This window comes from Shigella sp. SIG6 (assembly GCF_053555815.1).
The window spans coordinates 1-21,524 of the sequence record NZ_JBQZXC010000057.1 but is presented as its reverse complement, the minus strand read 5'-3'; the positions used below and the strand labels follow the sequence as shown (position 1 = coordinate 21,524).

At 51.0% G+C, this 21,524-nt stretch carries 21 protein-coding genes; 13 read left to right on the top strand and 8 right to left on the bottom strand.

What is annotated here, in order from left to right; all coding sequences use genetic code 11:
* From ACUU1M_RS11420 to ACUU1M_RS11410, 3 genes are all read right to left on the bottom strand, one after another.
* Nucleotides 1-722 (bottom strand): hypothetical protein (locus ACUU1M_RS11420; protein WP_032156894.1); only part of this gene is annotated, 722 nt, incomplete at its 3' end.
* Between the two features lie 122 nt (nucleotides 723-844).
* Nucleotides 845-1,297, bottom strand: a complete 453-nt coding sequence (gene tabA, locus ACUU1M_RS11415; protein WP_000583469.1) for a toxin-antitoxin biofilm protein TabA — start codon at nucleotides 1,295-1,297, stop codon at nucleotides 845-847.
* 144 nt (nucleotides 1,298-1,441) lie between these two features.
* Complete coding sequence (locus ACUU1M_RS11410; protein ID WP_000256684.1) at nucleotides 1,442-2,035, bottom strand: TetR/AcrR family transcriptional regulator; 594 nt, start codon at nucleotides 2,033-2,035, stop codon at nucleotides 1,442-1,444.
* A 70-nt stretch (nucleotides 2,036-2,105) separates the two neighbouring features.
* On the opposite strand from ACUU1M_RS11410, the gene bdcA reads away from it, so the two are divergent.
* From bdcA to ridA, 6 genes are all read left to right on the top strand, one after another.
* Complete coding sequence (gene bdcA, locus ACUU1M_RS11405; protein WP_001272256.1) at nucleotides 2,106-2,819, top strand: SDR family oxidoreductase; 714 nt, start codon at nucleotides 2,106-2,108, stop codon at nucleotides 2,817-2,819.
* Between the two features lie 131 nt (nucleotides 2,820-2,950).
* Nucleotides 2,951-3,346 carry a RidA family protein gene (locus ACUU1M_RS11400; protein ID WP_000230273.1) on the top strand — a complete coding sequence of 132 codons (396 nt, stop codon included), beginning with the start codon at nucleotides 2,951-2,953 and terminating at the stop codon, nucleotides 3,344-3,346.
* A gap of 280 nt (nucleotides 3,347-3,626) precedes the next feature.
* Entirely contained in the window at nucleotides 3,627-3,761 is a 135-nt protein-coding gene (gene pyrL / locus ACUU1M_RS11395) for a pyr operon leader peptide (protein ID WP_011069607.1), read from the top strand.
* Nucleotides 3,762-3,764: 3 nt separating this feature from the next.
* On the top strand, nucleotides 3,765-4,700 hold the full coding sequence (pyrB, locus tag ACUU1M_RS11390) for an aspartate carbamoyltransferase (protein ID WP_000013032.1): 936 nt from the start codon (nucleotides 3,765-3,767) through the stop codon (nucleotides 4,698-4,700).
* Between the two features lie 12 nt (nucleotides 4,701-4,712).
* The gene (pyrI, locus tag ACUU1M_RS11385; RefSeq protein WP_000148576.1) at nucleotides 4,713-5,174 is read left to right on the top strand and encodes an aspartate carbamoyltransferase regulatory subunit; all 462 of its coding nucleotides are present in this window, start codon (nucleotides 4,713-4,715) and stop codon (nucleotides 5,172-5,174) included.
* 72 nt (nucleotides 5,175-5,246) lie between these two features.
* Entirely contained in the window at nucleotides 5,247-5,633 is a 387-nt protein-coding gene (ridA, locus tag ACUU1M_RS11380; protein WP_000047539.1) for a 2-iminobutanoate/2-iminopropanoate deaminase, read from the top strand.
* A gap of 205 nt (nucleotides 5,634-5,838) precedes the next feature.
* Here the strand turns inward: ridA and mgtA are convergent, their stop codons facing one another.
* Both mgtA and mgtL read right to left on the bottom strand, forming a co-directional pair.
* Nucleotides 5,839-8,535: a magnesium-translocating P-type ATPase gene (mgtA, locus tag ACUU1M_RS11375; protein WP_000471839.1), complete on the bottom strand. Its 2,697-nt coding sequence runs from the start codon at nucleotides 8,533-8,535 to the stop codon at nucleotides 5,839-5,841.
* Nucleotides 8,536-8,675: 140 nt separating this feature from the next.
* Nucleotides 8,676-8,729, bottom strand: coding sequence for a mgtA regulatory leader peptide MgtL (mgtL, locus tag ACUU1M_RS11370; protein ID WP_001387276.1), 54 nt, complete (start codon nucleotides 8,727-8,729; stop codon nucleotides 8,676-8,678).
* A gap of 184 nt (nucleotides 8,730-8,913) precedes the next feature.
* Here mgtL and treR point away from each other — a divergent pair, with 184 nt between their 5' ends.
* The 5 genes from treR to nrdG all read left to right on the top strand — a co-directional run bounded on the left by treR (nucleotide 8,914) and on the right by nrdG (nucleotide 16,260).
* Complete coding sequence (gene treR, locus ACUU1M_RS11365) at nucleotides 8,914-9,861, top strand: trehalose operon repressor TreR (RefSeq protein ID WP_001181311.1); 948 nt, start codon at nucleotides 8,914-8,916, stop codon at nucleotides 9,859-9,861.
* A gap of 118 nt (nucleotides 9,862-9,979) precedes the next feature.
* The gene (gene treB / locus ACUU1M_RS11360; protein ID WP_001299664.1) at nucleotides 9,980-11,401 is read left to right on the top strand and encodes a PTS trehalose transporter subunit IIBC; all 1,422 of its coding nucleotides are present in this window, start codon (nucleotides 9,980-9,982) and stop codon (nucleotides 11,399-11,401) included.
* A 49-nt stretch (nucleotides 11,402-11,450) separates the two neighbouring features.
* On the top strand, nucleotides 11,451-13,106 hold the full coding sequence (treC, locus tag ACUU1M_RS11355; protein WP_005072360.1) for an alpha,alpha-phosphotrehalase: 1,656 nt from the start codon (nucleotides 11,451-11,453) through the stop codon (nucleotides 13,104-13,106).
* A gap of 393 nt (nucleotides 13,107-13,499) precedes the next feature.
* Complete coding sequence (gene nrdD / locus ACUU1M_RS11350; protein WP_000187767.1) at nucleotides 13,500-15,638, top strand: anaerobic ribonucleoside-triphosphate reductase; 2,139 nt, start codon at nucleotides 13,500-13,502, stop codon at nucleotides 15,636-15,638.
* A 157-nt stretch (nucleotides 15,639-15,795) separates the two neighbouring features.
* The gene (gene nrdG, locus ACUU1M_RS11345; protein WP_001106222.1) at nucleotides 15,796-16,260 is read left to right on the top strand and encodes an anaerobic ribonucleoside-triphosphate reductase-activating protein; all 465 of its coding nucleotides are present in this window, start codon (nucleotides 15,796-15,798) and stop codon (nucleotides 16,258-16,260) included.
* A gap of 44 nt (nucleotides 16,261-16,304) precedes the next feature.
* Here nrdG and cybC read toward each other — a convergent pair whose 3' ends face one another.
* Both cybC and pmbA read right to left on the bottom strand, forming a co-directional pair.
* Entirely contained in the window at nucleotides 16,305-16,691 is a 387-nt protein-coding gene (gene cybC / locus ACUU1M_RS11340; protein ID WP_001232240.1) for a cytochrome b562, read from the bottom strand.
* A gap of 182 nt (nucleotides 16,692-16,873) precedes the next feature.
* Nucleotides 16,874-18,226, bottom strand: coding sequence for a metalloprotease PmbA (gene pmbA / locus ACUU1M_RS11335; protein ID WP_001162180.1), 1,353 nt, complete (start codon nucleotides 18,224-18,226; stop codon nucleotides 16,874-16,876).
* Between the two features lie 93 nt (nucleotides 18,227-18,319).
* Between pmbA and yjgA the strand changes: the two genes are divergently transcribed.
* Nucleotides 18,320-18,871: a ribosome biogenesis factor YjgA gene (gene yjgA / locus ACUU1M_RS11330; RefSeq protein ID WP_000166282.1), complete on the top strand. Its 552-nt coding sequence runs from the start codon at nucleotides 18,320-18,322 to the stop codon at nucleotides 18,869-18,871.
* A gap of 82 nt (nucleotides 18,872-18,953) precedes the next feature.
* Here the strand turns inward: yjgA and mpl are convergent, their stop codons facing one another.
* Nucleotides 18,954-20,327: a UDP-N-acetylmuramate:L-alanyl-gamma-D-glutamyl-meso-diaminopimelate ligase gene (gene mpl / locus ACUU1M_RS11325; protein ID WP_001219814.1), complete on the bottom strand. Its 1,374-nt coding sequence runs from the start codon at nucleotides 20,325-20,327 to the stop codon at nucleotides 18,954-18,956.
* Nucleotides 20,328-20,502: 175 nt separating this feature from the next.
* On the opposite strand from mpl, the gene fbp reads away from it, so the two are divergent.
* The gene (gene fbp / locus ACUU1M_RS11320) at nucleotides 20,503-21,501 is read left to right on the top strand and encodes a class 1 fructose-bisphosphatase (RefSeq protein ID WP_000853747.1); all 999 of its coding nucleotides are present in this window, start codon (nucleotides 20,503-20,505) and stop codon (nucleotides 21,499-21,501) included.
* Nucleotides 21,502-21,524: the final 23 nt, after the last annotated feature.

The window sequence follows — 21,524 nt, the reverse complement described above, 5'->3', positions numbered from 1 at the left end:
TTATTCAATGCTTTTTCTAATAAATCCGTAATCGTAGAATCAACTGAACCTTTACAACTCACCTGCGAGTTATTTAACTCCTGCGAATTATTTAACTTCTGTGAATTATTTAACTCCTGCGAATCATTTAACTCCTGTATATTATTTAACTTCTGATGATTATTTAATAGACGCGCTATTTTCTTGTTAGCTTCGCGTTGGTAACACGCCAGAACCTTGTTAGTAATCAGGTGTAATGAACTATCATCTTTTCTTTCAAAAGACTTCCCTTCATAACGATTAGTCGAACCATCAGATTGTTTAAATATAATGACTGTATGTCCTTCACGAATCCCTTTAGTAGAAGCTGAGGCAAGTGTAATTTCTATCTTCACCTTAGATAAATCCGCTCGCTCCCCTTCAGGATTATTCATGTAAAACTTCATTTTTTCATTGCCATCAGTATCTTTAGAATAAGATGAGAACTCAATATGAGCCATCATATTTCTACCCGCTTCGTTGGAGCGTTTGCTAAAATCCACATAACCCAGGGTAAATATCTTTGCCAAAAACTCCAAAAATGCTCTAGGAGAAAGAATATTGCTTCTACTATTCTGCCCCCCGGCAATTCGGGCAAAATCATTCATTCCCACATACCAGGTATCTAAGGCTTCATTTTTTTGTTTAAAATTGTCGGCTAATGTAATGTGTTGAGAATAATTCAAATCTGATATTTTGCTCATGACGAACTCCTTGAGTTAATAAGAACGTCTAAGCATTACAAATTTTACTCACAAAAAAATATCAAAAAACGCTCTTTTCACAAACTCGCCGTAAACCTGGAGTTATTTACGGCGAAAAGTCATCACGCCATCAGCATCTTCACTACTGCTTTGCGAACCTGGGCTGGCGCGCCCACTGCGCACAGCGGTTTATGCACTTCCCCCGGATAAAACACAACAAAATCACCTTCATTTAGGATAACTGTTTTCTCATCAACGCCTTCCGGCAAAAATGCGATGTCTTTATCAGCTAACCAGTCGGTATCCGGCGCGCCTGCAGGTTGCGTGCTGAAGGTCATGCCTTCCTGACCTTTTAACACAATCTGAATGTCAAGATAGCGGGCATGGTACTCCGCACGGCGAGCTTCGTACGGCTCGGTCATATCTTCCGAGATAAGATAAAACAGACGATTGCCTTCGATATCGTGCTTGCCCTTTGGCGTTTCTGCCGTAACGTGTGCTTTGATATGCTCAATCGCCTGGCGTAACTCCTGGGGTAGCCACGGCTGAAGATTATGAATATTTCCGATGATCATCTTTTCCACTCCTTAATTAAAACAATGTTTCATTTCTATCGTTATACGAAAAGATGATCAATTCCGCCAGCCTTAACGCGTGAATTATTGTCTTATCACAACTTATCGGCAGGCGCGTTCCCGCCTTTCGGATCAAGGCCAGCATCACTCCTTGAGAAGAGTTTTTATCGCTTCCCCCGCCAGGGCAGCTGTTGCACAGAGTTGTTCGATGGAGTGCCCCTCCCGTGCCTTCGCAGAAAGCCCTGACATCACGGTACTCATAAAATCAGTCACACATTGTGCGCTTTGTGGATGCCGCCTGGCGATATAGTCATAAATGGTCGTTTCTGCGGCGTGATAATATTGAATGGCAATATCACGCGCTTGTGGATCATGACTATGAATACCTTCAAGAACCATACAGCCAGCGCAGCCGCCGTTTTGGCTATATCTGCGCGCCGCTTCTTTTAATACCTCAACCAGGCACTCGCCTACCGGACGATCATCACGAAGAATATCGGCAAGCGGAATAGCTTCCGTACCGACATATTCATTGAGTACACGGCTAAATAACCCAGCCTTACTGCCAAAAGCCGCGTAGAGGCTCGGGGGGTTAATACCAAGATAATCAGTAACTTCAGAGACACTTACTGCATCGAAACCTTTTTGGTGAAAAAGCACTTTTGCCGCAGAGACTGCCTGCTCAGGAGCGAAACGTCTGGGACGACCTGGAACGCGAGATTGTTTTTTAGTGACCATTACAAAACTTGTTGACAGAAAGTTAAAACAGTTTTGTAATGCATGTTACATAATAAATCAAGGAGTCCTTATGAGCGCTTTTACCGGTAAGACAGTTCTCATCCTCGGTGGCAGTCGTGGAATCGGTGCCGCTATCGTACGTCGTTTCGTCACCGATGGGGCCAATGTACGATTCACCTATGCGGGGTCGAAAGATGCCGCTGAACGTCTGGCACAAGAGACTGGAGCGACAGCAGTATTCACAGATAGTGCTGACAGAGACGCTGTTATTGATGTCGTTCGTAAGAGCGGCGCATTGGATATCCTGGTGGTAAATGCAGGTATTGGCGTCTTTGGCGATGCCCTGGAATTAAATGCCGACGATATTGATCGCCTTTTCAAAATCAATATTCATGCTCCTTATCATGCCTCTGTTGAAGCCGCCCGGCAGATGCCCGAAGGCGGGCGCATCTTAATCATCGGCTCCGTGAATGGCGATCGTATGCCTGTTGCAGGCATGGCTGCTTATGCCGCCAGTAAATCTGCCCTGCAAGGCATGGCGCGCGGGCTGGCCCGTGATTTTGGACCGCGAGGGATCACCATCAACGTCGTCCAGCCAGGACCAATTGATACCGACGTTAATCCCGCCAACGGGCCAATGCGCGATATGTTGCATAGTTTTATGGCCATCAAAAGACATGGGCAACCGGAAGAGGTCGCTGGTATGGTCGCATGGTTAGCAGGGCCAGAAGCCAGTTTTGTTACCGGCGCGATGCATACCATTGATGGCGCGTTTGGCGCATAACCGACTACGCTCAATTAAGCCCAGCCATTATCCATGATGTCTGGGTTTTGTTTACTAACGTCGTCCCCCTAAAAGCGGCTCCCAGTAAATATAAATCTTCTGTTCATGTCGTAAATCTTGAGGATAACCAAATGGTAGAAAGAACCGCTGTTTTCCCTGCTGGCCGACATTCACTGTATGCTGAGCATCGTTATTCTGCGGCTATTCGTTCCGGCGATTTGCTGTTTGTTTCCGGGCAAGTAGGAAGTCGAGAGGACGGAACACCAGAACCCGATTTTCAGCAACAAGTCAGACTGGCCTTTGATAATTTGCATGCGACCCTGGCAGCTGCGGGATGCACTTTTGACGATATCATTGATGTTACGAGCTTTCATACCGATCCGGAAAAACAATTTGAAGACATCATGACGGTGAAAAATGAAATATTTAGCGCCCCACCTTATCCAAACTGGACGGCGGTGGGTGTTACCTGGCTGGCAGGCTTTGATTTTGAAATTAAAGTGATAGCGCGTATCCCTGAGCTATAAGCAATAGTGTTAGCCGTTCGTTTTCACCCTCCGCCCTATAAGTCGGATGAATGGAATAAAATGCATTTCTGATTGCGTGAAAATGAAAAAGAAAAAAGCAGGAAATGTCTGCAATTATTGATACCGAACGACACTTCCCCTCCAGAATCATAGAAAATAAAAATGCATATATTTTGACTTTTAATTCAAATAAACCGTTTGCGCTGACAAAATATTGCATCAAATGCTTGCACCGCTTCTGGCTATGAGTATAATGCCGGACAATTTGCCGGGAGGATGTATGGTTCAGTGTGTTCGACATTTTGTCTTACCGCGTCTGAAAAAAGACGCTGGCCTGCCGTTTTTCTTCCCGTTGATCACCCATTCCCAGCCCCTCAATCGAGGGGCTTTTTTTTGCCTAGGCGTCAGGAGATAAAAGATGGCTAATCCGCTATATCAGAAACATATCATTTCCATAAACGACCTTAGTCGCGATGACCTTAATCTGGTGCTGGCGACAGCGGCGAAACTGAAAGCAAACCCGCAACCAGAGCTGTTGAAGCACAAAGTCATTGCCAGCTGTTTCTTCGAAGCCTCTACCCGTACCCGCCTCTCTTTCGAAACTTCCATGCACCGCCTGGGTGCCAGCATGGTGGGCTTCTCCGACAGCGCCAATACATCACTGGGTAAAAAAGGCGAAACGCTGGCCGATACCATTTCGGTTATCAGCACTTACGTCGATGCGATAGTGATGCGTCATCCGCAGGAAGGTGCGGCGCGCCTGGCCACCGAATTTTCTGGCAATGTACCGGTACTGAATGCCGGTGATGGCTCCAACCAACATCCGACGCAAACCTTGCTGGACTTATTCACCATTCAGGAAACCCAGGGGCGTCTGGACAATCTCCACATCGCAATGGTTGGTGACCTGAAATATGGCCGCACCGTTCACTCCCTGACCCAGGCGCTAGCGAAGTTCGACGGCAACCGTTTTTACTTTATCGCGCCGGATGCGCTGGCAATGCCGCAATACATTCTGGATATGCTCGATGAAAAAGGGATCGCCTGGAGTCTGCACAGCTCTATTGAAGAAGTGATGGCGGAAGTAGACATCCTGTACATGACCCGCGTGCAAAAAGAGCGTCTGGACCCGTCCGAGTACGCCAACGTGAAAGCGCAGTTTGTTCTTCGCGCCAGCGATCTCCACAACGCCAAAGCCAATATGAAAGTGCTGCATCCGCTGCCGCGTGTTGATGAGATTGCGACGGATGTGGATAAAACGCCTCACGCCTGGTACTTCCAGCAAGCAGGCAACGGGATTTTCGCTCGCCAGGCGTTACTGGCACTGGTTCTGAATCGCGATCTGGTACTGTAAGGGGAAATAGAGATGACACACGATAATAAATTGCAGGTTGAAGCTATTAAACGCGGCACGGTAATTGACCATATCCCCGCCCAGATCGGTTTTAAGCTGTTGAGCCTGTTCAAGTTGACCGAAACAGATCAGCGCATCACCATTGGTCTGAATTTGCCTTCTGGCGAGATGGGCCGCAAAGATCTGATCAAAATCGAAAATACCTTTTTGAGTGAAGATCAAGTAGACCAACTGGCATTGTATGCACCGCAAGCCACGGTTAACCGTATCGACAACTATGAAGTGGTGGGTAAATCGCGCCCAAATCTGCCGGAGCGCATAGACAATGTGCTGGTCTGCCCGAACAGCAACTGTATCAGCCATGCCGAACCGGTTTCATCCAGCTTTGCCGTGCGAAAACGCGCCAATGACATCGCGCTTAAATGCAAATACTGTGAAAAAGAGTTTTCCCATAATGTGGTGCTGGCCAATTAATTGCGGTTGGTAATAAAAGTCTGGCTCCCTATAATGAGCCAGACTTTTTACCGCTGTAATAAAGGAGAAATCATGAGCAAAACTATCGCGACGGAAAATGCACCGGCAGCTATCGGTCCTTACGTACAGGGCGTTGATCTGGGCAATATGATCATCACCTCCGGTCAGATCCCGGTAAATCCGAAAACTGGTGAAGTACCGGCAGACGTCGCTGCACAGGCACGTCAGTCGCTGGATAACGTAAAAGCAATCGTCGAAGCCGCTGGCCTGAAAGTGGGCGACATCGTTAAAACCACTGTGTTCGTGAAAGATCTGAACGACTTCGCAACCGTAAACGCCACTTACGAAGCCTTCTTCACCGAACACAACGCCACTTTCCCGGCACGTTCTTGCGTTGAAGTTGCCCGTCTGCCGAAAGACGTGAAGATTGAGATCGAAGCAATCGCTGTTCGTCGCTAATCTTGATGGAAATCCGGGCTATCATGCCCGGATTAAGTCTGATGACAAAAGCAAAATCGCCCGATGCGCTACGCTTATCAGGCCTACGTGATTCCTGCAATTTATTGAATTTGTAGGCCGGATTGGGCGTTTACGCCGCATCCGGCATGAACAAAGCTCACTTTGTCTGCAATCTGAATCCGGGCCACCATGCCCAGTTTATTCTTTACTGCCAGCCGTAACGACGGCTATAGAACCCTTTCACCAACTGGGTTAACGTCATATACCCTGCCAGAATCGCAACCAGCCACGGGAAATAGCTTAACGGCAGCGCCTGCAGCTGCAGATAACTGGCCAGCGGTGAAAACGGCAATGCGATCCCGACAATCATCACGATCACGGTCATGATCATTAACGGCCACGATGCACAGCTCTGAATAAACGGCACACGGCGGGTACGGATCATATGCACAATCAGCGTTTGCGACAGTAATCCCACCACAAACCAGCCCGACTGGAACAGCGTTTGCGTTTCCGGCGTGTTGGCATGGAATACCCACCACATCAAGCAAAACGTCAGAATATCGAAAATCGAGCTGATCGGTCCGAAGAAGACCATAAAGCGCCCCAGATCCGCCGGATTCCAACGCTGCGGCTTTTGAATTTGCTCGTCGTCGACGTTATCAAACGGGATCGCCACCTGTGACACATCGTACAGCAGGTTCTGAATAAGCAAGTGTAACGGCAACATCGGCAGGAAGGGCAAGAAAGCACTCGCCACCAGCACGCTGAACACATTACCGAAGTTAGAACTCGCCGTCAATTTGATGTATTTCAGCATGTTGGCGAAAGTGCGACGTCCCTCAATAACCCCCTCTTCCAGCACCATCAGGCTTTTTTCCAGCAGGATGATATCAGCCGCTTCACGGGCAATATCTACCGCGCCGTCCACAGAAATGCCGATATCCGCAGCGCGTAAGGCGGGCGCATCATTAATACCATCGCCCATAAAGCCAACCACATGCCCTTCGCGCTTCAGTAAGGTCACAATGCGTTCTTTATGCATCGGCGTCAGGCGGGCAAACAGCGTGGTGCGCTGTACGAGATTTGCCAGTTCATCGTCAGATAGCGTTTCAATATCACTACCAATGACCACCTCTCCCGCATCCAGCCCCACTTCATGGCACACTTTCGCTGCCACTAACTCACTGTCGCCAGTAAGGATTTTTACGGTAATTCCACTCGCTTTTAATGCCTTCAGTGCCGGAGCGGTTGTCTCTTTTGGCGGATCAAGGAAAGCAATATATCCTTCGAGGATCAGGTCGGATTCATCCGCCCGCTGGTAATCTCCTTCACGCGCTGGCAGGTATTTCGTCGCCACCGCAACCACGCGCAGCCCCTGACGATTCAGCGTATCAGTAACCCGCTTAATCTTACGCAGCATGGTGTCATCGAGCGGTACAATCTCGCCATTGTGACGCACCTGCGAACACACATTGAGGATTTCCTGCAATGCACCTTTGCAAACCAGCTGATGGTGTTCGGTATTTTCTGCCACTACCACCGACATCCGACGACGCTCGAAATCAAACGGAATCTCATCAATTTTTTGCCAACGGCTGGCCAGCGAACGCGCTGACTCTTCATCCGTACCTTCGAGCACCGCGGTATCAAGCAGATTTTTAAGTCCGGTCTGGTAATGACTGTTCAACCACGCGCTATGCAGCACGCGTTCGCTGGTTTTACCGGAGATATCGGTATGATTCTCCAGCACAATTTTGTCCTGCGTCAGGGTGCCGGTTTTATCAGTGCACAGAATATCCATTGCGCCAAAGTTCTGAATGGCATCCAGATGTTTGACGATCACTTTCTGTTTCGACAGCTTTACTGCGCCGCGCGCCAGCGTCGAGGTAACAATCATCGGCAACATTTCCGGCGTTAAGCCTACCGCGACCGAAAGCGCAAACAGTGCCGCTTCCCACCAGTCGCCTTTGGTGTAACCGTTGATAAGCAACACCACCGGAGCCATCACCAGCATAAAGCGAATCAGCAGCATACTAACGCGGCTGATCCCTTGCTGAAAGGCATTCGGCTCGCTTTCCTGCTCACTAACACGCCCCGCCAGTTGACCAAACCAGGTGTTGGCTCCTGTAGCAATCACCATTGCTTGTGCCGTGCCGCTCACCACGGTGGTGCCCATAAAACACAGGGTGTCGCACTCCAGCGGATTGCTGTGCTCCGGCTGGCGAGTAGTAGCGGCTTTTTCCACGGGCAGAGACTCACCGGTTAACGACGCCTGAGCGACGAACAGATCCCGCGCCTGCAAGATACGTAAATCTGCCGGGATCATATCCCCCGCCGCCAGTTTTATAATATCGCCGGGCACCAGCTGGTCTATCGGGATCTCCAGCCAGCCATTTTCGCCTTTGTCGTTAATTACTCGCAGTACCGTCGCGGTATTACTGACCATCGCTTTCAGGGCATCTGCCGCTTTGGTGGAACGAGCTTCCTGAATAAAGTTCAGCAACGTAGAAATAGCGACCATTAGCGCGATAACACCTGCGGCAAATAAATCTTCCGTGGCGTAAGAAATAGCACCAAGAATGGTGAGCAAAATATTAAAGGGGTTGCGATAGCAGACCCATAAATGTACCCACCACGGCGACGGTTTTTGTGCGGGTAATTTATTATCACCATGTTGTTCGCGGGCAGATTCCACTTCCGCCTGATTTAATCCTTCCGGATGGGTGTCGAACGTTTTCCACAATTCTTCTTCGGGCATCACCGCCATTTTCAGGCAATGCGCACTTAAGGACGGCGGGACCGCCGTATTCACTGTCTGCTGCGCGCCAGGCAATGGATCGCGATGAACCAGACGGGAAGGTAAATGGCGAATGAACCGGGTAAAAATTTCTTTAAACATAAGGAGTCCCTCCGCACTGTCTGAAACAGTACAGAAATGTCTTCAGGCGTGGCGAAGCCTTACCTGAAGGTAATAAAGCTGAGCAGGGACATTAAAACGTCACGGCCTTACGCATCCGGTAACGCCGTGAAAAGACGGGCTTACCGGAAAAGTTTTAATCTCCGTCGAGGGAGAGGCGTGGGATCAGGTTCCATATAACCTCCGGTAAGTGAAAAAAGCGCCGCAAATAATAAGGAGAATCCAATAATATTCGTAGCATTTATGGCGATATAATACCTGCTGGCAACTAAACCAACGATAAACCAGACTTTACCCATTGCTGAATGCACGGGTAAAGTTAGGCTCAAATAATTAAACAACACGTTATGGGACAACAGGATGCAAAATCGGCTGACCATCAAAGACATCGCGCGCTTAAGCGGCGTGGGGAAATCTACGGTTTCCCGGGTGCTGAATAACGAAAGCGGCGTGAGTCAGCGCACGCGCGAGCGTGTTGAAGCAGTGATGAATCAGCATGGATTTTCCCCTTCCCGCTCTGCGCGCGCTATGCGTGGGCAAAGCGATAAAGTGGTCGCCATCATTGTTACCCGTCTGGATTCGTTGTCAGAAAATCTCGCCGTTCAAACCATGCTGCCAGCGTTCTATGAACAAGGTTACGATCCAATCATGATGGAAAATCAGTTTTCCCCACAATTAGTTGCCGAACATTTGGGGGTGCTGAAACGGCGTAATATCGACGGCGTAGTGCTGTTCGGTTTTACCGGCATAACCGAAGAAATGTTAGCCCACTGGCAGTCATCGCTGGTTCTGCTGGCGCGTGACGCAAAAGGCTTTGCTTCGGTCTGTTATGACGACGAAGGGGCAATCAAGATTCTGATGCAACGGCTCTATGACCAGGGGCATCGCAATATCAGTTATCTCGGCGTGCCGCATAGTGACGTGACGACCGGGAAGCGACGTCACGAAGCCTACCTGGCGTTCTGCAAAGCGCATAAACTGCATCCCGTTGCCGCTCTGCCAGGGCTTGCTATGAAGCAAGGCTATGAAAACGTAGCAAAAGTGATTACGCCTGAAACTACCGCGTTACTGTGCGCAACCGACACGCTGGCTCTTGGCGCAAGTAAATACCTGCAAGAGCAACGCATCGACACCTTGCAACTGGCGAGCGTAGGTAATACGCCGTTAATGAAATTCCTTCATCCGGAGATCGTCACCGTAGATCCTGGCTACGCCGAAGCTGGACGCCAGGCGGCCTGCCAATTGATCGCACAGGTAACCGGGCGCAGCGAACCGCAACAAATCATCATCCCCGCCACCCTGTCCTGATCGTTTCCTGAACGATAAATTGTGATCTTCGCTGCGTTTCGGGAACGTTCCCGTTTTTAAATTTTTCCGCGCAATATATTCTGCAGCCAACCAAAAATGTCATCTGCCATGGGGCTTTATGATGAGCAAAATAAACCAAACGGATATCGATCGGTTGATTGAACTGGTCGGCGGGCGCGGCAATATTGCGACGGTGAGCCACTGTATTACTCGCCTGCGCTTTGTCCTCAACCAACCGGCCAATGCCAGACCGAAAGAAATTGAGCAACTCCCCATGGTGAAAGGCTGTTTCACCAATGCCGGGCAATTTCAGGTGGTGATTGGCACCAACGTGGGTGATTACTATCAAGCACTAATAGCGTCAACCGGACAGGCGCAGGTTGATAAAGAGCAGGTAAAAAAAGCCGCCCGGCAAAATATGAAATGGCATGAGCAGTTGATCTCTCATTTCGCGGAGATCTTCTTCCCGTTGCTGCCCGCGTTGATTAGCGGCGGTTTGATCCTCGGTTTTCGCAATGTGATCGGCGATTTGCCCATGAGCAACGGTCAGACGCTGGCGCAAATGTACCCTTCCCTGCAAACGATCTACGATTTTCTGTGGTTGATCGGTGAAGCGATTTTCTTCTACCTGCCGGTCGGGATTTGCTGGTCAGCGGTGAAAAAAATGGGCGGCACGCCGATCCTTGGTATCGTGCTTGGCGTGACACTGGTTTCCCCCCAGCTGATGAATGCTTATCTGCTCGGGCAGCAGCTGCCGGAAGTGTGGGACTTTGGCATGTTCAGCATCGCCAAAGTGGGCTATCAGGCGCAGGTGATCCCGGCACTGTTAGCCGGGCTGGCGCTGGGCGTTATTGAAACTCGCCTTAAACGCATCGTACCGGATTACCTCTATCTGGTGGTGGTGCCCGTCTGTTCGCTGATCCTCGCGGTGTTCCTCGCCCATGCGCTGATTGGTCCGTTTGGTCGCATGATTGGCGATGGCGTTGCCTTTGCGGTACGTCACCTGATGACCGGCAGCTTTGCTCCGATTGGTGCGGCATTGTTTGGCTTCCTGTACGCGCCGCTGGTGATCACCGGCGTACACCAGACCACCCTTGCTATTGATTTGCAGATGATTCAAAGCATGGGTGGCACGCCAGTGTGGCCGCTGATTGCGCTGTCGAATATCGCTCAGGGCTCCGCCGTGATAGGCATTATCATTTCCAGCCGCAAGCACAATGAACGCGAGATCTCCGTGCCTGCCGCTATCTCCGCCTGGCTTGGGGTCACTGAGCCTGCAATGTACGGCATCAACCTGAAATATCGCTTCCCGATGCTGTGCGCGATGATTGGTTCTGGTCTGGCAGGATTGCTATGCGGCCTGAACGGCGTTATGGCGAATGGTATCGGCGTAGGGGGCCTGCCGGGAATTCTCTCGATTCAACCGAGCTACTGGCAGGTATTTGCGCTGGCAATGGCTATCGCTATCATCATCCCGATTGTACTCACCTCGTTTATCTATCAGCGGAAATACCGCCTGGGCACGCTGGACATTGTTTAATTTTCTTCGGGGCGCAATTGCGCCCCCTCGCATTTGCAGGAATAACGTAATGACTAATCTTCCCCACTGGTGGCAAAACGGCGTTATCTACCAGATTTATCCAAAGAGTTTTCAGGACACCACGGGTAGCGGCACCGGCGATTTACGTGGCGTTATCCAACGCCTAGACTATCTGCATAAACTGGGCGTTGATGCCATCTGGCTAACCCCCTTTTATGTATCTCCCCAAGTCGATAACGGTTACGATGTAGCGAACTATACGGCGATTGATCCCACCTACGGCACGCTGGACGATTTTGACGAACTGGTGACGCAGGCAAAATCGCGCGGGATTCGTATCATTCTCGATATGGTGTTTAACCATACCTCTACCCAACATGCCTGGTTTCGCGAGGCGCTGAACAAAGAAAGCCCTTACCGCCAGTTTTATATCTGGCGCGATGGCGAACCAGAAACGCCACCGAACAACTGGCGTTCAAAATTTGGCGGTAGTGCGTGGCGCTGGCATGCGGAAAGCGAACAGTACTATTTGCATCTCTTTGCACCAGAACAGGCGGATCTCAACTGGGAGAATCCAGCGGTACGCGCAGAGCTGAAAAAAGTCTGTGAATTCTGGGCCGATCGTGGGGTCGACGGGTTGCGCCTGGATGTGGTGAATCTGATCTCCAAAGACCCGCGTTTCCCTGAAGACCTGGATGGCGACGGGCGTCGCTTCTACACCGACGGGCCACGAGCACACGAGTTTTTGCACGAGATGAACCGCGATGTGTTTACGCCACGCGGGTTAATGACCGTAGGTGAAATGTCCTCCACCAGCCTTGAGCATTGCCAGCGATACGCGGCACTGACAGGCAGTGAATTGTCGATGACCTTTAATTTTCATCACCTGAAGGTCGATTATCCCGGTGGTGAAAAATGGACGCTGGCTAAACCTGACTTTGTGGCGTTGAAAACATTGTTCCGCCACTGGCAACAAGGAATGCACAACGTGGCATGGAATGCCTTGTTCTGGTGTAACCACGATCAGCCGCGCATTGTTTCTCGCTTTGGTGATGAAGGTGAATACCGCGTGCCTGCGGCAAAAATGCTGGCGATGGTGCTGCATGGCATGCAGGGAACGCCGTATATCTACCAGGGCGAAGAGATTGGCATGACCAACCCGCATTTCACGCGCATTACTGACTATCGCGACGTGGAGAGCCTCAATATGTTTGCCGAGCTGCGCAACGATGGTCGTGATGCCGACGAGTTATTGGCAATCCTCGCCAGTAAATCCCGTGACAACAGCCGCACGCCCATGCAATGGAGCAACGGCGATAATGCCGGGTTTACGGCTGGCGAACCGTGGATTGGCCTAGGCGATAACTATCAACAAATCAACGTAGAAGCCGCGCTGGCCGATGACTCCTCTGTGTTTTACACCTACCAAAAGTTAATCGCACTGCGTAAGCAAGAAGCCATCCTGACATGGGGCAATTACCAGGATCTGCTGCCAAACAGCCCTGTATTGTGGTGCTATCGCCGTGAATGGAAGGGGCAAACCTTGCTGGTCATTGCCAACCTTAGCCGTGAGATCCAACCCTGGCAGCCAGGGCAAATGCGCGGCAACTGGCGGCTTGTGATGCATAACTACGAAGAAGCCTCACCACAACCCTGTGCCATGAATTTACGGCCTTTTGAGGCTGTCTGGTGGTTACAGAAGTAAATCTTCCCTAAGCCCCGATAATGCCGGTCATTCCGGGGTTTTGTCTGTCAGCATGTTGTTTTTGTTGATTTTTCAACCAGCAAATTCATTAAAAAATTTACATAACGCTGTAGCGCCCGTCATCCGTACGCTCTGCTTTTTACTTTGAGCTACATCAAAAAAAGTTAAAACATCCTTGATGTAAAGCACTATATATAGACTTTAAAATGCGTCCCAACCCAACATGTTGTATTAATCGACTATAATTGCTACTACAGCTCCCCACGAAAAAGGTGCGGCGTTGTGGATAAGCGGATGGCGATTGCGGAAAGCACCGGAAAACGAAACGAAAAAACCGGAAAACGCCTTTCCCAATTTCTGTGGATAACCTGTTCTTAAAAATATGGAGCGATCATGACACCGCATGTGATGAAACGAGACGGCTGCAAAGTGCCGTTTAAATCAGAGCGCATCAAAGAAGCGATTCTGCGTGCAGCTAAAGCAGCGGAAGTCGATGATGCCGATTATTGCGCCACTGTTGCCGCGGTTGTCAACGAGCAGATGCAGGGGCGCAACCAAGTGGATATCAACGAGATCCAGACCGCAGTTGAAAACCAGCTGATGTCGGGTCCATACAAACAACTGGCTCGTGCTTACATCGAGTACCGTCACGATCGCGACATTGAACGTGAAAAACGCGGTCGCCTGAACCAGGAGATCCGTGGTCTGGTCGAGCAGACCAACGCCTCGTTACTCAACGAAAACGCCAACAAAGACAGCAAGGTGATTCCAACCCAGCGCGACCTGCTGGCCGGGATCGTGGCTAAACACTATGCACGCCAGCACCTGCTGCCGCGTGACGTGGTGCAGGCACATGAGCGTGGCGATATTCACTATCACGATCTCGATTACTCGCCGTTCTTCCCGATGTTCAACTGCATGTTGATCGACCTGAAAGGCATGCTGACCCAGGGCTTTAAAATGGGGAACGCCGAGATTGAACCGCCGAAGTCGATCTCTACGGCAACCGCGGTAACTGCGCAGATTATTGCTCAGGTCGCCAGCCATATTTATGGCGGCACCACCATTAACCGTATCGATGAAGTGCTGGCGCCGTTTGTTACCGCCAGCTACAACAAACATCGCAAGACCGCAGAAGAGTGGAACATCCCGGACGCCGAAGGCTACGCTAACTCTCGTACCATCAAAGAGTGCTACGATGCCTTCCAGTCGCTGGAGTACGAAGTAAACACCCTGCACACCGCCAACGGTCAGACGCCGTTTGTAACCTTTGGTTTTGGTCTGGGCACCAGCTGGGAATCGCGCCTGATTCAGGAATCGATCCTGCGTAACCGTATCGCAGGCCTCGGTAAAAACCGTAAAACTGCGGTGTTCCCGAAACTGGTGTTTGCGATTCGCGATGGCCTGAACCATAAAAAAGGCGATCCGAACTACGACATCAAACAGCTGGCGCTGGAGTGCGCAAGCAAGCGCATGTATCCGGATATCCTGAACTACGATCAGGTAGTGAAAGTCACCGGTTCGTTTAAAACCCCGATGGGCTGCCGCAGCTTCCTCGGCGTGTGGGAAAATGAAAACGGCGAGCAGATCCACGATGGTCGTAACAACCTCGGCGTGATCAGCCTGAACCTGCCGCGTATTGCTCTGGAAGCAAAAGGCGATGAAGCCACCTTCTGGAAGCTGCTGGATGAACGTCTGGTGCTGGCACGTAAGGCACTGATGACCCGTATCGCTCGTCTTGAAGGCGTGAAAGCGCGCGTCGCCCCGATCCTCTATATGGAAGGTGCTTGTGGCGTACGTCTGAATGCTGACGATGATGTTTCTGAAATCTTCAAAAACGGTCGTGCGTCTATTTCGCTGGGTTACATCGGCATCCACGAAACCATTAACGCGCTGTTCGGCGGCGAGCATGTTTACGACAACGAGAAGCTTCGCGCGAAAGGTATCGCCATTGTTGAACGTCTGCGTCAGGCAGTGGATCAGTGGAAAGAAGAAACGGGTTATGGTTTCAGTCTCTACAGCACGCCGAGTGAAAACCTGTGCGACCGCTTCTGCCGTCTCGATACTGCTGAGTTTGGCGTGGTGCCGGGCGTGACCGATAAAGGTTACTACACCAACAGTTTCCACCTTGATGTGGAGAAGAAGGTGAACCCGTACGACAAGATCGACTTTGAAGCGCCTTACCCGCCGCTGGCGAACGGTGGTTTCATTTGCTACGGCGAGTATCCAAACATTCAGCACAACCTGAAAGCGCTGGAAGATGTCTGGGATTACAGCTATCAGCATGTACCGTATTACGGCACCAATACACCGATTGATGAGTGCTATGAGTGTGGCTTTACCGGTGAGTTCGAGTGCACCAGCAAAGGCTTCACTTGCCCGAAATGTGGTAACCATGACGCCTCCCGTGTGTCGGTAACTCGCCGCGTGTGCGGATATTTAGGTAGCCCGGATGCACGTCCGTTTAACGCTGGTAAGCAGGAAGAAGTTAAGCGCCGCGTTAAACATTTGGGGAATGGGCAGATAGGTTAATCTTCACTCTGCGCTAAGCAAATGCCGGATGCGGCGTAAACGCCTTATCCGGCCTACATTTGGCAACGGCTGTAGGCCTGATAAGACGCGACAGCGTCGCATCAGGCATTGATTACCGGATGCAGCCTACACGCGGACTGATAAGCCAGGCGAAATAATGAATTATCATCAGTACTATCCTGTCGACATCGTCAACGGCCCCGGCACTCGCTGCACCCTGTTTGTCTCCGGGTGTGTTCATGAATGCCCCGGTTGCTATAACAAAAGCACATGGCGGGTAAATTCTGGTCAGCCATTTACCAAAGCAATGGAAGACAAGATCATTAAAGATCTGAATGACACTCGTATCAAACGCCAGGGGATTTCCCTCTCCGGCGGCGATCCGCTGCATCCGCAAAACGTGCCGGATATTCTGAAACTGGTAAAACGCATCCGCGCCGAGTGTCCGGGTAAAGACATCTGGGTGTGGACAGGCTATAAACTCGACGAACTCAACGCTGCGCAAATGCAGGTTGTTGATTTGATTAACGTGCTGGTCGACGGCAAATTTGTGCAGGATTTAAAAGACCCTTCCCTGATCTGGCGCGGCAGCAGCAATCAGGTGGTGCATCATTTGCGATGATAAGTTCCCTGTTACCTGAGTGCAGGCAACAGGGAAATGAGGAATTAACGATACTTCTGGTGATAGGCGTTGCGGGTCGTTTTCAGTTGCTCTGCAGCAGCCTGCGCTTCTTTTACTTTACCTTCATTTGCCAGCTTCAGCGCGTCGTCAATCTGACCGACCAGAATGTCGAAACCGTGGCGGAAATCTTTCATTTCCGGGCTGTCCGGTGATTTATCTTCGAGCTTCGGCGGCGTTGCTTTTTGCGCATCCAGCGCTGCGGCGCGCATCTTCGTTAACGCGTCTTTGACTTGCGCCGCGTTATCCGCTTTTTCGATCACTTTTAAATTGTCGTTGAGGGTTTCCATATTGTCTTCAAGATCAGCGGCAAACGACGCAGAACTGAATACCAACGAGGAGACTGCAAGAATAGCTAACAGGCTTTTACGCATTGCTCACTTCCTTTTTTATTTACACTTCATCCTTCACACTGCCTCATCGACGGCTACGCTCATTTGCCCGGGTCACGTACTGCGAGTACGCTCCCCGGCCCTCATTCACTTTCCGTCTCGATGCAGTGCGAATGATTTTGTGTAATTTTTTAGTTTATAGCGCGGCAGGTCGCGCCAGTTTTTTACTGCCCGGCGATTTTCATCTCCGGCAACAGCACAGAACCACACTGTATATTACTGCGTGTTTCAATATCGTTACCGACGGTGACAATATTGCGCCACATATCTTTTAAATTACCTGCGATGGTGATTTCACTAACGGGATACTGAATTTCGCCATTCTCTACCCAGAAGCCCGCTGCACCACGGGAATAATCACCGGTAATGGCACTCACGCCCTGGCCCATCAGCTCCGTCACCACCAGCCCGGTGCCCATCTCTTTGAGCATTTGTTCGAAGCTTAGCCCGTGTCCGGCAATCCGCCAGTTGTGAATACCGCCCGCATGTCCGGTGCTTTTCAGCCCCAGTTTCCGCGCCGAGTAGCTGGTCAGCAGCCACTGAGTCAGGATGCCATCTTTAATAATATCGCGACGCTCGGTGCGCACACCTTCGCTGTCGAATGGCGTCGACGCCAGCCCTTTCAGCAGATGCGGATGCTCTTCAATGGTCAGCCAGTCCGGCAGAATTTGTTTACCCAGCGAATCCAGCAGAAAGGTAGATTTACGGTAAACCGAGCCACCCGCTATCGCCCCCACCAGATGGCCAAAAAGCCCGGTTGCCACTTCATTGGCAAAAATGACCGGCGCTTTCATGGTGGAGAGTTTACGCGGTGACAGGCGCGATAAAGTACGGCGAGCACAGTCGGCCCCGACCCACTCTGGCGTTTGCAGATCGCTCATCGCGCGGCCAATGGTGTAGGCGTAATCACGCTCCATATCGCCATTTTCTTCGGCAATTACACAGCTGGAGAGCGAATGACGCGTTGAGCAGTAACCCTGCAACATGCCGTGGCTGTTGCCAAAAACTTTGACACCGTAGTGGCTGTTAAAGCTACCACCTTCGGTATTGGTGATGCGTTTGTCCGCCTGCAATGCCGCCTGTTCTGCGCGGGCCGCCAGTTCAATGGCTTCATCCGGGGAAACTTCCGCAGGGTGGAACAAGTCGAGATTCGGTGCGTCAAAGGCCAGCAGCTCTTTGTCTGCCACGCCGGCACAGGGATCTGGCGAGGTATAACGGGCAATATCCAGCGCCGCCTGTACGGTGCGGGCAATGGCCTGCGGGCTTAAATCGGTAGACGATGCGCTACCTTTACGGTTCTGGTGATAAACAGTGATCCCCAGCGCGCCATCACTATTGAATTCAACATTCTCCACTTCACCATAACGCGTGCTTACGCTAATGCCGGTGGTCTTGCTGACGGCAACTTCCGCACCGTCCGATTTGCCTGAGGCCAACTCCAGCGCAGTGGAAACTGCTTCTTCCAGAATCTTGCGCTGCGCTTCAACTTGAGAGATTACTTTCATTGCAAGTGCCATAATGTAGAGAGTTTCTCTGAAGTCTAACAGAGAACCGTTTTTCAGTGCGCATCTTAACTGGTAACATTAGCCTCTTTTTTTAAGGAGCCTGAGATGACTAAGCAGCCCGAAGACTGGCTCGACGACGTTCCCGGTGATGACATCGAAGACGAAGACGATGAAATTATCTGGGTCAGTAAAAGTGAAATTAAACGTGATGCCGAGGAGCTAAAACGCCTTGGCGCGGAAATTGTTGATCTGGGGAAAAACGCGCTGGATAAGATCCCGTTAGATGCGGATCTGCGCCCGGCTATTGAGCTCGCCCAGCGTATTAAGATGGAAGGTCGCCGCCGCCAGTTGCAGCTCATCGGTAAGATGCTGCGCCAGCGCGACGTAGAGCCTATTCGTCAGGCGCTGGATAAGCTGAAAAACCGTCACAACCAGCAGGTGGTGCTGTTCCATAAACTGGAAAACCTGCGCGATCGTCTGATCGATCAAGGTGATGACGCCATCGCTGAAGTATTGAATCTGTGGCCCGATGCCGATCGTCAGCAACTGCGTACACTGATCCGCAACGCGAAGAAAGAGAAAGAAGGGAATAAGCCGCCGAAATCCGCACGCCAGATTTTCTGGTATCTGCGCGAACTGGCGGAGAATGAAGGGTAATTTTCGTTGTTGATGTGAGTATGGTTTGCCGGATGCGGCGTAAACGCCTTATCCGGCAATGCTATATCAGGCTGAAGCCGAATTACTGCGCAGCTTCCGCCTTCTTCGCCAGACCATCCAGCAGTTTCTGATGGATCCCACCAAAACCGCCGTTGCTCATCACCAGAATATGGTCGCCAGGCTGAGCGGTTTTCACCACCATATCTGCCAGCGTATCCACATCGCCACTCCAGTGTGCAGGCTGAACGCAGGCTTCTGCCACTTCTGCCACCTGCCACGGAATATGCGCCGGTTGCAGCAGGAAGACTTCATCGGCACGACCTAATGAAGGTGCCAGATCGTCTTTGCAGATCCCCATTTTCATGGTATTCGAGCGCGGTTCCAGCACAGCAATAATGCGCGCCGTACCACCAACTTTGCCACGCAGCGCCGCCAGCGTTGCCAGAATCGCCGTCGGGTGATGGGCAAAATCGTCATATACCGTGACGCCATTCGCTTCACCACGCAACTCCAGACGGCGACGAGCATTAATAAACGAACCCAGCGCGTTAGCGGCATCTGCCGGCGCTACACCAACATGGCGAGCCGCTGCAATCGCCATCAGGCCATTGTGCATATTATGTTCGCCTACCAGCGACCATTTCACTTCGCCCACTTTTTCGCCATCCAGCAAAACTTCCCATTCGGAAGCATCGGTGGTCAGCTTTTTCGCCTGCCAGTGACCCTGCTCACCCACCAGCTCCTGCTCGCTCCAGCAGCCCATCGCCATGGTCTGTTTCAGGTTGATGTCATTTTCCGGCCAGATAATACGGCCCTGCCCCGGAACGATACGCACCAGATGGTGGAACTGTTTCTGGATCGCTTTCAGGTCGTCAAAGATATCAGCGTGATCGAACTCAAGGTTGTTGAGGATCAGCGTACGCGGGCAGTAATGGACAAATTTAGAGCGTTTGTCGAAGAAGGCGCAGTCGTACTCATCCGCTTCGATAACAAAGAAGTCGCTTTCGCCCAGACGCGCCGAAACCTCAAAGTTCCCCGGCACACCGCCGATCACAAATCCCGGTTTGTAACCACACTGTTCCAGAATCCAGGTCGCCATTCCCGCGGTGGTGGTTTTGCCGTGTGTACCGGCAACGGCCAGCACCCAGCGGTCGCGCAGCACAAAATCGTGCAGCCACTGTGGACCTGACATATAAGGGATGTTTTTTTCCAGTACCGCTTCCACACACGGATTTCCACGGGTCATGGCGTTGCCAATAATCACCAGATCCGGCTGCGGCTCGAGCTGGCTGGCATCGTAACCCTGAATCAGCTCAATGCCTTGCTTCTCAAGTAAGGTGCTCATCGGCGGATACACATTGGCGTCCGAACCCGTTACTTCATGGCCTAACTGGCGCGCCAGCATCGCCAGACCGCCCATAAATGTGCCACAAATTCCTAAAATATGAATGCGCATACGTCACTATCCTTTTTTAATCTGCCGCTCATTTTACGCATATGTCGGGCAAGTGAGAAACGTATTTCAGGATAATCCGCAATTTGCTGGCGCGATTCACCTGAGCGCAACATTGAGATTATTTGTTAAGATTGTTGCGGTCGCTTTACTCCATAAACATTGCAGGGAAAGTTTTATGAAAACGTTAGGTGAATTTATTGTCGAAAAGCAGCACGAGTTTTCTCATGCTACCGGTGAGCTCACTGCTTTGCTGTCGGCAATAAAACTGGGCGCCAAGATTATCCATCGCGATATCAACAAAGCAGGACTGGTTGATATCCTGGGTGCCAGCGGTGCTGATAACGTGCAGGGCGAGGTTCAGCAAAAACTCGACTTGTTCGCTAATGAAAAACTGAAAGCCGCACTGAAAGCACGCGATATCGTTGCGGGGATTGCCTCTGAAGAAGAAGATGAGATTGTCGTCTTTGAAGGCTGTGAACACGCAAAATACGTGGTGCTGATGGACCCCCTGGATGGCTCGTCCAACATCGATGTTAACGTCTCTGTCGGTACCATTTTCTCCATCTACCGCCGCGTTACGCCTGTTGGCACGCCGGTAACGGAAGAAGATTTCCTCCAGCCTGGTAACAAACAGGTTGCGGCAGGTTACGTGGTATACGGCTCCTCTACCATGCTGGTTTACACCACCGGATGCGGTGTTCACGCCTTTACTTACGATCCTTCGCTGGGCGTTTTCTGCCTGTGCCAGGAACGGATGCGCTTCCCGGAGAAAGGCAAAACCTACTCCATCAACGAAGGAAACTACATTAAGTTTCCGAACGGGGTGAAGAAGTACATTAAATTCTGCCAGGAAGAAGATAAATCCACCAATCGCCCGTATACCTCGCGTTATATCGGTTCACTGGTTGCGGATTTCCACCGTAACCTGCTGAAAGGCGGTATTTATCTCTACCCAAGCACCGCCAGCCACCCGGACGGCAAACTGCGTTTGCTTTATGAGTGCAACCCGATGGCATTCCTGGCGGAACAAGCGGGCGGTAAAGCGAGCGATGGCAAAGAGCGTATTCTGGATATCATCCCGGAAACTCTGCACCAGCGCCGTTCGTTCTTTGTCGGCAACGACCATATGGTTGAAGATGTCGAACGCTTTATCCGTGAGTTCCCGGACGCGTAATCTCCTGCGACTCTCCACACGGA